At 59.8% G+C, this 11,932-nt stretch carries 10 protein-coding genes and 1 tRNA gene; 6 read left to right on the forward strand and 5 right to left on the reverse strand.

Features of this window, described 5'->3' with window-relative positions; translation table 11 throughout:
- Positions 1 to 1,098, forward strand: a complete 1,098-nt coding sequence (gene hisC, locus GRI69_RS12085; protein WP_160728533.1) for a histidinol-phosphate transaminase — start codon at positions 1 to 3, stop codon at positions 1,096 to 1,098.
- On the opposite strand, the gene GRI69_RS12090 is transcribed toward hisC, so the two are convergent.
- From GRI69_RS12090 to ftsE, 4 genes are read right to left on the reverse strand one after another with little or no spacing between them, the layout of a single operon-like run.
- Complete coding sequence (locus GRI69_RS12090; RefSeq protein ID WP_419957073.1) at positions 1,095 to 1,772, reverse strand: lysophospholipid acyltransferase family protein; 678 nt, start codon at positions 1,770 to 1,772, stop codon at positions 1,095 to 1,097. The genes hisC and GRI69_RS12090 overlap by 4 nt on opposite strands.
- Entirely contained in the window at positions 1,759 to 2,310 is a 552-nt protein-coding gene (locus tag GRI69_RS12095) for an ElyC/SanA/YdcF family protein (RefSeq protein WP_160728535.1), read from the reverse strand. Before GRI69_RS12095 ends, GRI69_RS12090 begins: the two co-directional genes overlap by 14 nt.
- Positions 2,307 to 3,239 (reverse strand): cell division protein FtsX, encoded by a 933-nt coding sequence (locus GRI69_RS12100; protein WP_160728536.1) that lies wholly within the window; start codon positions 3,237 to 3,239, stop codon positions 2,307 to 2,309. The genes GRI69_RS12095 and GRI69_RS12100 overlap by 4 nt, the downstream gene beginning before the upstream one ends.
- Positions 3,236 to 4,012 (reverse strand): cell division ATP-binding protein FtsE, encoded by a 777-nt coding sequence (gene ftsE / locus GRI69_RS12105; RefSeq protein WP_160728537.1) that lies wholly within the window; start codon positions 4,010 to 4,012, stop codon positions 3,236 to 3,238. The genes GRI69_RS12100 and ftsE overlap by 4 nt, the downstream gene beginning before the upstream one ends.
- Before the next feature lie 115 nt (positions 4,013 to 4,127).
- Here ftsE and GRI69_RS12110 point away from each other — a divergent pair, with 115 nt between their 5' ends.
- From GRI69_RS12110 to GRI69_RS12125, 4 genes are all read left to right on the forward strand, one after another.
- Positions 4,128 to 5,033: a zinc-ribbon domain-containing protein gene (locus GRI69_RS12110; RefSeq protein ID WP_160728538.1), complete on the forward strand. Its 906-nt coding sequence runs from the start codon at positions 4,128 to 4,130 to the stop codon at positions 5,031 to 5,033.
- Positions 5,034 to 5,148: 115 nt separating this feature from the next.
- Positions 5,149 to 5,235: transfer RNA gene (locus tag GRI69_RS12115), tRNA-Leu, on the forward strand.
- A gap of 134 nt (positions 5,236 to 5,369) precedes the next feature.
- Positions 5,370 to 7,475 carry a glycosyl transferase family protein gene (locus GRI69_RS12120; RefSeq protein ID WP_237453088.1) on the forward strand — a complete coding sequence of 702 codons (2,106 nt, stop codon included), beginning with the start codon at positions 5,370 to 5,372 and terminating at the stop codon, positions 7,473 to 7,475.
- Entirely contained in the window at positions 7,468 to 8,823 is a 1,356-nt protein-coding gene (locus GRI69_RS12125) for an NfrA family protein (protein ID WP_160728540.1), read from the forward strand. Before GRI69_RS12120 ends, GRI69_RS12125 begins: the two co-directional genes overlap by 8 nt.
- Before the next feature lie 7 nt (positions 8,824 to 8,830).
- Here the strand turns inward: GRI69_RS12125 and GRI69_RS12130 are convergent, their stop codons facing one another.
- Complete coding sequence (locus tag GRI69_RS12130) at positions 8,831 to 10,192, reverse strand: patatin-like phospholipase family protein (RefSeq protein WP_160728541.1); 1,362 nt, start codon at positions 10,190 to 10,192, stop codon at positions 8,831 to 8,833.
- 172 nt (positions 10,193 to 10,364) lie between these two features.
- Between GRI69_RS12130 and GRI69_RS12135 the strand changes: the two genes are divergently transcribed.
- Complete coding sequence (locus GRI69_RS12135; RefSeq protein WP_160728542.1) at positions 10,365 to 11,930, forward strand: FAD-binding oxidoreductase; 1,566 nt, start codon at positions 10,365 to 10,367, stop codon at positions 11,928 to 11,930.
- Positions 11,931 to 11,932: the final 2 nt, after the last annotated feature.

Here is an 11,932-nt window from a genome sequence, read left to right on the forward strand (position 1 = left end):
ATGGCAGACAAACCCACCATGAAACCCTGGATCGAGAAGATCCACGCCTATGTCCCCGGCAAGAGCAAGGGAGCAGACGGGCGCGAGCTGATCAAGCTATCGGCAAACGAGAACCCCCTGGGATGCAGCGAGGCTGCGCTTGCGGCTCTGGCAGAGCCTGCAGGACCCGCTCGCTATCCCGATCCCGATGCCACAACGCTTCGGACCAAGATCGGCGAAGTCCACGGGATCAACTCGGCGCGGATCGTTTGCGGAACGGGCTCAGACGAATTGCTCAACCTTGCCGCGCAGGCTTTTGCCGGGCCGGGTGACGAGGTGCTCTATGCGCGATTTTCCTTCGTCGTCTACGAGATTGCCGCGCGTCGCTGCGGGGCAACGCCGGTCGAAGCGCCCGATGTCGATTACGCCACCGATGTGGACGCGCTGCTTGGCGCAGTGACCGAATCCACGCGCGTCGTCTTTCTCGCCAACCCGAACAATCCGACCGGCACGTATCTCCCACGGGGCGAAATCGAGCGGCTGCATGCGGGATTGCCGCAAGAGGTGCTTCTCGTGATCGACCAGGCTTATGGCGAATATCTGGAAGAAGCCGAAGACGACGGCGGTATGGCGTTGGCCGCGGCACATGAAAACGTTCTCGTCACCCGGACCTTTTCGAAAATCTACGGGCTGGCGGGTGAGCGGATCGGGTGGGCGACCGGTGCCCCCCATCTGGTTGATGCCCTCAACCGTATTCGCGGCCCTTTCAATGTGACCACTTCGGGTCAGAGAGCTGCGATCGCGGCGCTTGGCGATCAGGCCTTCGTTGCAGAATCGCGCGCGGCAAACAATCGCGAGCGCGCCCGCTTTGCCGAAGCGATAGCGGCGCTTGGCAATCATGGCCTCCGGGTCGTTCCGAGTAAGGCGAACTTCCTGCTCATATTGTTCGAGGGTAGGCTGACCGCCGAACAGGCCCTCAGGGCATTGGCAGGAGGCGGGTATGCCGTCCGTCACCTGCCCGGCCAAGGCCTGCCACACGGCCTCCGCATCACCATCGGCAACCGAGAGCAGATGACCGAAATCTCCAATATCCTCCGCAAGGCCGCAGAAGATGGCTAGGGGTTGAGCGCGTTGATCTCGCGAATGACGCGTGCCTCGATCTCTTCGCGCGGTAGACCGGGTGGGATCGGTTCGCCGAATTTGTAAGTTATCGTCCCAGGCGTCTTGAGCCCGCGCTGGTACAGTGGACCGCTGTTCACTGCTACCGGCACCACTGGCAGTGCAAGCATTTTGTAGAGGCCTGCAAACCCGGCTTGCAGAGGTCGGCTCTCGCCGTGCGGAATGCGCGTGCCTTCGGGAAAAATAACCAGCGGCCTTCCGTCCGCGATCATTCTTCTTGCGCTGCGGATCATGTTCATCAACGCCTTGGCACCTTGTTCGCGCGCCACGGGGATCAGACCGTAGGCCAAGGCTGCTCGGCCCCAACCGGGGATGGAGAACAGCTCTCGTTTGGCAAAGACCGAAGGGCAGTCGAGCAGCGCCGGCGCGTCGATCGCCTCGAAGAAGCTCTCGTGCTTGATCGCATAAAGCACCGGCTCGTCATGTGGTTTGCCCTCGATCACCAGCTTTATGCCGACGATGTGCCTCAGGCACCAGCGCTGCCATTGTGCCCAATTGCGAACCCTCCGTCGGAAAGCCGGCACGGAAAACGGGGCGGAGATCAGCGAGGCCGACGTAATGAGGATCGAGCCAAGATAGAACGCCGGATAGAACAGCAGGTTACGAAGCAGCATCATCCGTTCCGTCCGGTAAACCCTGGGATACTTCGGATGCCAGCAGCTTGTTGTATTCAAGGAACAGCGTAGCGAGGTTCGGATTGGAGGCGACGGCATCCCTCACGATGTCGGTTCCGACCGGGAGCGAGCCCGCGACTTCCGAATAAGCCCGCGCCATGTGCCAATCCGTGGTCACCAGCCGTGCGGAATCGAACTCTTTCTCTTTCATCCACTGCGCCACTTCACCAGCATTGCTGCGAGTATCGACAGCGAGGAAGCCTAGCGTCACGCAGCAATCCATCGTGCGATTGGGAACCTCGAATTCCTTGGCGAACTCTGCCGGTTTGACCTCGGGATCCACGCCGGACACAAACATCTCTTCCGCCAGGCCTTGCTCGACCACTTCGAGGCCACGCGCGATCCGGCCGGCTCCGCCGGTCAGAACGATTACCGCGTCGGTTTTACTTTGAGGAGCAGGCGCAGGCAGGGTCACCGCAAAGGCGAGAAAGCCAAACGCGTATATCAGGAATAGCGCAGCGATCAGGCGTAGGATCACAGAGATTTCCGCAACGATGAAAGCACAGTCATTCGCGCCGTGTAGACGGCAATTCCCACCGCGCAAAGCGGGACGAGGACGATCATGAACCAGTCGATTGCCAACAGTGACCCTCCTGCCACCATACCGGATTGCAGCGCTGTGAATTGGGCTGCCAAGATGGATATGATCAGGATTCCGGCAAGAAACCCGACAAGTCCTCCCAACGAGGCATCGATAAGGACCGAGCGCTGGAAGATGCGCGCAATCTGGTCATCGCTACCGCCGAGCAAATGGACGATTTCGACCGTATCGCGATTGCCGCCAAGAGCGTTTCGGGACGCGAGCCAAACGGCCGCTACCGCCACTACGGCAAGCATCGCGATCAGCACGAATGCGATCCATTTGAGAGCCGACAACGCCGACAGAACCGGTGCGAGCCATTCGGACTGGGCGTCGATCCTCGCGTCGGATGCAACGTCCCGCATTGTCATGCGCAGACGCTGGTAATCTTCATCTTCGGCGCCCTCCCGCATATCGACATCGATTATTGCAGGCAGTGGGATCGCCTCCGACGTCTGCCCAGCACCCAGCCAGGGCTCGAGCAATTCGGCAATCTCTTCTTCGGGTACGGCTCTGAATCCGGCGACTGCCCGGTCCTGGGCCAGAACGCTCAGGACGGATTCGGTTTGTGCAGCACGCTGCTCCGCGTCCGGTTCGACGATCTGCACCGTCGCATTGCCCGACAGATCGCCTTGCGCTGTCGAAACCATGTTCGACAAGGACAGTGCGCCGCCCGCGGCGACTACGGTCAGCGCTACCATGATGGCGATAACCCAAGGCATCGGCCCGCCGAGACGCGTTTGCGGGAGAAGTCCTGCCGCCCGCCTGCCGCGAAAAGGCGCAAGGCCGCGATCGACCGCTCTGTCGATTGCCGGGGGCCGCTTCACCCGGCTTCTCCTCTGGCTTCCCGCCGCGGGGGATAGCGCAGTGCTCCGGTCGGATCGGCCAGAATTCCCTTGGAAAGCCGCATGATCAGGCTCTCAGGTACCTTGCGGAGAAGCTGCACGTCATGCGTTGCCACGACGACTGTAGTGCCCAGGCGATTGAGTGCCTCGAACAAGCGCATAAGCTTGACGGCCATTTCCGGATCGACATTCCCGGTAGGCTCGTCGGCGATGAGGATTTCGGGCCGGCCGATCACTGCGCGTGCGATGGCAACGCGCTGCTGCTCGCCGCCTGAAAGCGTCGCTGGCCGGGCTTCTGCGCGATGCGCAAGGCCGACCCAGTCGAGCATGTCCGCCACCGGTTCACGCAAATCCGCCTCGCGCACCCCGGAAACACGCAAAGGGAGCGCGACGTTGTCGAACGCCGAAAGGTGATCGACGAGGCGAAAATCCTGGAACACTACTCCCATGCGCCGCCGGAAAGCGGGCAATTTGTCGCGCGGCAAGGTGATGACGTCTCGGCCGAACATCCTGATCCCGCCACGTGACGGGCGCTGCGCAAGATAGAGCAGCTTCAGCAGTGAAGTCTTACCCGCGCCGCTGGCACCGGTGAGGAAATAGAAACGGCTCGAGAACAGCGTGAACGAAATATTCGAAAGCACCTCGCGGTCGGTGCCATAACGCAATCCGACGTTGTCGAACTGCACGATTTCGCTCTCTTGCGCCCGGCTATTGCGCAATTCGCTGTCGCTTTGGGGGGGAATTGATGCCGCCATGGTACAATTTGCGCCTATAACGGGCCTTCGATGTGGAAAAAAGCCGTTTGGGGCTTTCGCGCACAGCTACGCCGCTTGTCGTGATTCGCCGCTCTCTATAGAGCCTCGGTTCACCATGATTATTGCATGTCCGGCCTGCAGCACCCGCTATGTCGTGCCCGACAACGCTATCGGCGTCGATGGCCGGACTGTGCGCTGTGCCAAATGCAAGCACTCGTGGTTCCAGGAGGGTGCCAGCGCAGAAGAAGTCGCAGGGAGCGTGAAAGCGAACCCCGCAGCGCCGATTGCCGCCCGAGAAAGGGACAACGCTCCGACTTCCGCCAGAGCCCAGCCTGCTGCCCCGCAAATGCCAGGAGCGGAACGCACAGAAAGGCAGCCCGACGCGCCGCAGCGAGCGGCAGGGGATGCTGCTGTCGAAACAAGGGCGGAGAACGCCACTTCGCGTCACCGTACTCCGGATTTTGACGAGACTCCGCCGCCTTCTTTCTCGGAAAGGGCCGAAAACGGTATCGAAGCCGAGCCCGAGCACGAAGGGGAAGTGCACGAAGACGATCTTGTTTCGCGCTTCGATCGGTCGCCCCCCTTTGGTCCGCGACGCAACACCCTCAAGCTCTGGACGTGGGCCGCTGCGATTTTCGCGTTGCTGGCAGCAGGTGCTATCTTCGCCATGTCGCGCTATGGAACGCCCGACTGGTGGCCGGTAGACAAGCCCCTTTTCGGTGAAGCGCAGCCCGACCTGTCGCTTTCGTTCCCGCCAGAAGCGCAGCGGTGGCGCGAACTTGAGAACAAGACGTGGATGTTCACCGCGCGGATCGAAGTGACCAACAATGCGCGTGAGCCTCGCCGTCTGCCGCCGGTGCTCATCGTCATGCTCAATGAGCGCGAAGATCAGATATACAGCTGGGTGGTTCAGCCGCCGCAACCGACGCTGGCGCCAGGCGAGACCATAGCAATCGACGAAGCGCGCACCGATGTTCCACGCGGTGCGGTCTATGCCGATGTCGGTTGGGCGCCGCTCTAGGCGCGACCCCTAAAATAGGTGCTTGCCGCCCTGCAAAGGCGCTGCTAGGGGCGCGCTCCTACCGGCGGGAGCAGGTGGCCTCGTTCGCGAGATTCGCTCCCGATGCAGACTGTGTGCGGTCGTGGCGGAACTGGTAGACGCGCAACGTTGAGGTCGTTGTGGCCGCAAGGCCGTGGAAGTTCGAGTCTTCTCGACCGCACCAACAGTCCCAAACTAGCATCCACATTCCAAACCCACACTTCAGCGCATTTCGCTTTGCGCTGAATTCAGTTGTTGGTTTCGAAAAGTTTCGCCTAAGATACCATCAATTACAAAGGGCGCGCGGGTCGATTACCTATGGATTGCTTTGTTGCAATTTTGCAATGGACTGCGCTCGTCGTTGCAGTTCTGATTGCGCTGTCATCGCTGGACGACTTGTTCGTCGACGCCGTGTTCTGGGCGATGAAGCTGAAGCGCAGGATCTTCGGTCAATCCGGCCCGGGTGCGGTTGCTGCCGAACTGCTGGTAGACAAGCCAGAACAGCCTATCGCGATAATGCTTCCTGCGTGGAAGGAATTCGACGTCATCGCGAGCATGGTGGAAAGCGCAGTTAATACGCTCGCTTACCGCAATTATACGATCTTCATCGGTACTTATGCCAATGATTCTGAAACTATCGCCGAAGCGGAAAAGGTTGCACGGCGGTACAAGCAGGTACGCCACGTGCGCGTGCCGCACGATGGCCCGACGTGCAAGGCAGACTGCCTCAACCACATCGTATCGGACATCCTGCATCTGGAAGAGGAGGTGGGCGAACCTTTCGCGGGGCTGGTACTGCACGACAGCGAAGATGTACTCCATCCGCTGGAACTTCACCTCTTCAATTACCTGCTCCCTGCGAAGGACATGATCCAACTGCCTGTGGTGAGCCTGGAACAGCGATATCGCGATCTTGTTGCCGGAACCTACATGGACGAGTTTGCCGAATGGCATGCCAAGGATCTCGTCGTGCGTCAGCGCTTGGCGAAAACCGTTCCTTCTGCTGGTGTCGGAACGTGTTTTTCCCGCCGGGCGATCAAGGCGCTGATGGAGGATGGCGACCCTTTCAACACCGCTACGTTGACAGAGGACTATGACATCGGGAATCGGCTGTCCGAGAGGGACATGAGCGCGATCATTGCTCTTTATCCCGTCGAGTTCCGCACGCGTCGTGGCGCGCTTTTCGGCGTCGGCCCCGAACGCATGGTAACCTTCTCGATGCCATTATGCGTGCGCGAACATTTCCCTAATACCTTCAAGACCAGCTATCGACAAAAGGCACGCTGGATACTCGGAATTGCGCTGCAGGGCTGGGCGCAACTGGGATGGAGCAAGTCAGGAATCTCGAACTATTTCCTGTTCCGCGACCGCAAGGCTCTCGTCACCCCCACTCTCGCCATAGTCGCTTATGTTCTGGTTCTGACTTATCTGGGGCTGAACGTCTGGTCGAAGGCGTCGGGCGGCGACTTCATCCCTCTGTTCTCGGGACAGTGGTTCGTACTTTCTCTCTTGTGGTTCAATCTGTTCGCGCTGGGCGCGCGAATTCTGCAACGGCTCTTCTTCGTCGAGAGAATCTACGGCTGGGGCCATGCCTTCATGTCTATCCCTCGCGTATTTGTGCTGAGCCTCATCAATTTTGCTGCGTCGATACGCGCAATCCGAGTTTTTATCGGCAGCAAGTTCAGTGGAAAGTCGATCGCCTGGGACAAGACCATGCACCGCTTCCCGACGGACGAATGGCTTGGCACGGAAAAGCGCCGACTTGGGGAAATCCTCTTGTCGTGGGAAGTGGTCACGCCCCCCGCTATCGAAAAGGCCCTTATCGACCAGAAAATGAATGGTGGCATGCTCGGGGATCTGCTCGTCTGCCACGGAGCGATCGACGAGCAGACATTGTTGGAAGCTGTCGCTACTCAGGCGAACCTCCCGACGGCTACCATCAGTTTGGAGATGGTGCGCGAGAATCTCGATCTGCTAGACGAAGAGGTGATGTCACGGCTCCACGTGCTTCCTTTCGGCAAGGGAAAGAAGGGCGATGTCATGCTCGCCGTTTCGAGCCCGCTTCCGGCGTCCGAGGCAGAATGGATGCGGACCCGCTTGGGTAGACCATTCCGCCAGCATATCGTTCCGGACGCCCAGATTAGGCGCTTCCTCGGTGCGCTGGTGGAGCAGCCGCACTGGGATGTTCCGATCCTTACCCTGCCGCGCCTTCACGAGCTCCTGATCGAAAGGAAGATACTCAAGCGCCGAGAATTGCGTCGCGCTCTCGAAAGCTACGATGTGGCAAGGCATGGCAGTATCGGCGAGTACCTCGTGGCCAGGAAGGTCATTTCGCAGCAAATCTTCGATGAGATGACGGCCATCAGAAATGAACTTGTAGAAGCAAAACGCGCAGATGCGCGAAAGGAACTCGTCAATGCGTAGCCTGTCATACGGTCTCCTTCTTGCGTTTGCCGTGCCAATTCAGGTTAGCGCCCAAGAAGGGGGCGACCCTCAGCAACCCTTCCGCGATTTCGAGGCCGGTCGCTATGTAGCTGCGGAACAAGGTGCAGAGGCTGCGCTCGCTCAAGACCCGGATAACCCGGTTTGGTGGGCGCTGCTCGCGGAAGCGCGTTCAGAGAATCGCCGGTTCAAAGACGCAGCTGCAGCTTTTTCCCGTGCAGCGGAGGAAGACCCGGATGCGGAGCGCCGCAGCTATTTCCGCCGCGCCCAGACGCTTAACCTTGTCTATGCGGATTTGCACGCCGAGGCGCGCTCAGTCTTGCGGGAGGCGATGGGCGATCCGTCATTGGCCACTCGCGCATCGCTTGATTGGGCGATGGTCGCGATCGCGGCTCGCGACGATGAAGCTGCACAGGAAATACTGAACAACGAGGCGCTCTACGCCGATTTCACGCGGCAGAGCGCGTTGGACGCCGGTTACAGCGCCAAGCGTAGCGGGCTCGACAGCCGCGCGGTTCGCTTCTTCCAAGCAGGTCTCGCGATAGATGAAAGCGAAGAATCGCGCCTGTCTCCAGTCGAGCGCGAGAATATCCGCCGCGAAATCCGCGAGCTGGAGCGCGATTGGTCGTTTATCGCGCAGGGGAGCTTCAGCACAGCCGGTCGACCGTCCGGGCTGAGCGCCGCCCCGCTCGATGACGAACGCGCGCTGCAATTCGGTGCGGAAATCTCCCGCCGGATCGGCGGCTGGCGAAACGGCAAGCCCTTCAGCGTTTTCGCCCGCGTCTATCATTCCGAATTTCTCGGTGACGATGCCGTCATCGGCAATGCCACGCAAGGTTGGGTCGGAGCGCGGTACAAGCCCTTTTCCAGCCTCAACTTCAATGTCGAGGCAAGCAAGCTGATCGGGCTCGATAGCGATGCGATCGACGATTGGTCGTTGCGCGGTGCGATTTCGGGAGGTCAGGGATTAGAGCCTGAGGTGGGCCGAAGCCAGTGGACCTATGCACATTACTACGGTGACCTGTCCTATCTGATCGAGAATGACGTCGCTTTCGGAATAGTAGAAGGCCGTGTTGGGAGATCCTTCGCGCTGGGTGACCGCTCGAACGTGATAACTCCGTACCTCGTGGTCCGCGCCGACCTCGATACCGGACGCCAAGAAGAAGGGGCGTTTGGCGCAGGCGCAGGCCTAACCATGCGTCACTGGTTCGACGAGACCGACACTGTGGCATGGCGCGGCTTCATCGATTTCGATGTGCAGGCTCGGCAGCGCATCGTGGGCGACCGCCGCGCCACAGGGGTGCTCGCGACTATCACTGTGGGCCGATGAGCGCGCGCTAGAGTTTGCTCAACTCCCACCACGGACCATCCTCACGAGTGGCCTTGTGTCGTCCGAGATCGCGCAGGCACGTCATAAATCCCGGTTTGAACATCTCGTCACCCTTGCTGCAATCGGCATCTGGGCACTGGCAATCGAAGCAGTCCCAGCCATCGGCCGTAGTTACCCAGATAGTGCCATGTGGATTGAGAAGCCGCAGGTTTGCGATCGCCCCGATTTCGCTTTCATTGACCAAAAGATCATACCCGCGCTTACCATTTCCGAGCGGGTCGTCGCTTCCATCGAGATGGGGGGCCGGGGTGCGCACCGTAGGCCCGTTGCGGACGACGAAGAAGTCGGGCGTGACCCTCGCCTGTTCCTTTCCTGATGGATTCGCATCTGCCGGGTGACCCGCCCGTTTCTTGATCTCCTCGTGCATCTCCTCGACTGCGCGCTCGAAGAAAACGGAGCGGCGCACGCCGCCGTCATATAGCGAGCGGTCCCCCTGTTCGAGGCCAGTGACGCGAAGTTGCTGGTGGAAGACGGGCATTGCGGAAGAGGCCATCGCCGCGGCGGTCAGCGCTTCCACCGCCGCCTCATTATCGGGTGCTGTCCGAACCAGTTCGCGCACGTCGGCATAATGGAAGTGGCCGCAATTGGCTTCGACGAAACCAATATACCCTTCGATCGAGCTGTCCCGGATCGCCTCGATTATGGTCGCATCGCAATTTTCATAGATCGCATCGCGGATGCGTTTACGCAGTGGGCCGGTGCCTGCCTGCGCGCCGCGAAGCAACATCTGGGCCATGCCGCGATTATCGACCACCTCGCTCTCGTGCCGCGGGGAATAGCCCCATTCCAACCTCTTGATCGCATATTGGCGCGTCTCCTTTCTGGCATTGCCATCGAGCGCCACCATCAGCAGGAGCGTTTGCAGCGAACCGGTCGAAATTCCGGTAATGACTTTCACGTTCTTCATGGCGAGTGCGTCGGGGCTGGCATCGTGCAGCGCCTTGAAAAGACCAGCGCCATAGGCACCCCATTGACCGCCGCCCGACAGCATCAGTACTTTTTCGGTGGGCGTGTCCCCCGCATCGCCGGGGAGTGCCTTGACCAGAGTATCGTCGCCGAAAGCAGCTTTGCGGGCGACCATCTTGCGTAGTTCCCATGCCATAGGGTCCTTGCGCGGACCGAAATGGTCGATCGCTGCATCGCGTTGGATGTCGGCGATGAACTTGCTGGCTCGAGGTTTGTGGATGTGATGCGCGAAATGCGGCGAATGGATCGACTGCGGCCCCCAGTTGAGCCGTTTGCGCAGGAACCACAGTGCCAGACCGACAACCAGTAATGTCGCAAGCGCCGTCAGGATGACGTAAAGCATCTTCTTCCCCCCGGAAAATCATACCCGTCGTTTCTAGCCTATAGCCTTGCCGGATGGGAGGGATATTGGAGAGGTCGCAATATCAAGATGATCAACAGTGGGGCAGGGAACGATGGCGACGAGGATCGAACGCGAGTTTGGGGGACCTTGGAGGAACGAGCATCGTTCGCTGATGAAGTTTCACCGACGCATTGCCGAAGTGGTCGAAGACAGCGGGGAGGTGGTCGAGACCATGCGCCGCCGCCGCAGCGTACTTGGCGAATTTATTGCAGACCAATACGGCAAGGACCGCGAGCTGTGTGTAACCGGTTCGGGCTGGTCGCAGAGCGATCTCTTTCCCAACCTCTCGACACATGTGAAAACCGGACGCGACGAAGGCATCTGGGAAATTCCGGAAGAGGCGTTCCTCCCACATGTTGTAGGCCGCCACCGCTACTTTCTGGTTACCGGCGGCACCAGGATTCACCAGCTGATGGACTACCTTCATGCAGCCGGACGCGACCTCTCATTGCGCACCTGCGGCTCGCACAAGGGACAGTCGATTGCCGGTTTGGTTGGCACGGGTTCGCACGGGTCGACAATTTCAGAGACGGGCGCAGAGACCCACGTGCGCGGAGTTGTGCTGTCCACCGGCCGGAACGAGGCAATTTGGCTCAGCGATCCGGAGAAGCCGGTGCTGCGCGAAGAATGGGTGACGCAGTTTGCAAGCATCGGCGAGCCGGCGCAGTTCTCCGATGCGCGTGTTCACTTGGGCGGAATGGGCTTTGTATCCGCCTACCTGATAGAGGTCGTGGACGAGTACTATTGCGGCTTGGTCAGACGCACCCGTGTCCTACCCGCCGAATGGTTCGACCAGATCGAACGCGGCGATTTCGCGGCTGCGATCGGCGAAATCGCAACGGACCGCACGCCCCATTATTACGAATTGACCTTCGATCCATTCGGCGGTGAAGATCACGAGGTCTGCGAGACGATCTGGCTCGGTATCGATACCGAACGGAAGCCCGAAGTTTTCGGGTCGCAGATCGAAGCCACCACTCTCGATGTGATCGCACGCGAAGCGGCTAAGGGTCTGATAAAAATTCCGCAATCGGTGCTGGTGACCGACAACCCGCTACCAGCCGAAGACATTGAAGGGCGTATTCGCGACCTAATCGATGTACCGAGCCTCGTTATCGAGGATTTCCGCGAGAACGCCTCCTGCGACGATCGCGATGTGCCGCGCACGCTTTCGCAGCTGACTGCTGAATGGCACCCGCGTGTGCTCATGGGCTTTCGGGTCGATGTCTATAACGCGGCGTTCGCTGTGCCGCGCGAACGGCTGGCAGAAGCGATGCGGATCGCGCAGGAAATGTCGTGCGGTCAGGACAACGTCCGGTGCTTTAGCAAGGACTTCGTCTACACGGTCCGTTTTGCGAAGAAGAGCCCAGCAACGATGGGTTTCCTGAGGTTCGAGGACAATGCGATCATCAATATCGACGGGTTGCCGAAGAACTTCATCCTCGGCACCGATGCACCTGCTGCCGCGGCACTGCTGCAACAGCTGTTCGACAAGGCAGGCATTCCGTTTTCGATGCACTGGGGCAAGGACGCGCAGATGGGTGCCAAGGCTATCCGTGCGCAATTTGGCGAGGCAGCAGTTGAGAGTTATCGAAAGACTCGCAAGGCGCTACTCGGAGACCATACCAAGACCTTCATCTCCCCCGCTTTGGAGCAATGGGGGTTGCAGAGCGAGTAGCA

The sequence above is a fragment of the Qipengyuania vulgaris genome, assembly GCF_009827325.1.
Lineage (GTDB): Bacteria > Pseudomonadota > Alphaproteobacteria > Sphingomonadales > Sphingomonadaceae > Qipengyuania > Qipengyuania vulgaris.

Bases quoted from the DNA above. Each gene is read 5' to 3' on its own strand.
- GRI69_RS12090 (WP_419957073.1), bottom strand. From the start codon at position 1,772: ATGCTGCTTCGTAACCTGCTGTTCTATCCGGCGTTCTATCTTGGCTCG.
- hisC (WP_160728533.1), top strand. From the start codon at position 1: ATGGCAGACAAACCCACCATGAAACCCTGGATCGAGAAGATCCACGCC.
- GRI69_RS12135 (WP_160728542.1), top strand. From the start codon at position 10,365: ATGAAGTTTCACCGACGCATTGCCGAAGTGGTCGAAGACAGCGGGGAG.
- GRI69_RS12130 (WP_160728541.1), bottom strand. From the start codon at position 10,192: ATGCTTTACGTCATCCTGACGGCGCTTGCGACATTACTGGTTGTCGGT.
- GRI69_RS12110 (WP_160728538.1), top strand. From the start codon at position 4,128: ATGATTATTGCATGTCCGGCCTGCAGCACCCGCTATGTCGTGCCCGAC.
- GRI69_RS12120 (WP_237453088.1), top strand. From the start codon at position 5,370: ATGGATTGCTTTGTTGCAATTTTGCAATGGACTGCGCTCGTCGTTGCA.
- ftsE (WP_160728537.1), bottom strand. From the start codon at position 4,012: ATGGCGGCATCAATTCCCCCCCAAAGCGACAGCGAATTGCGCAATAGC.
- GRI69_RS12125 (WP_160728540.1), top strand. From the start codon at position 7,468: ATGCGTAGCCTGTCATACGGTCTCCTTCTTGCGTTTGCCGTGCCAATT.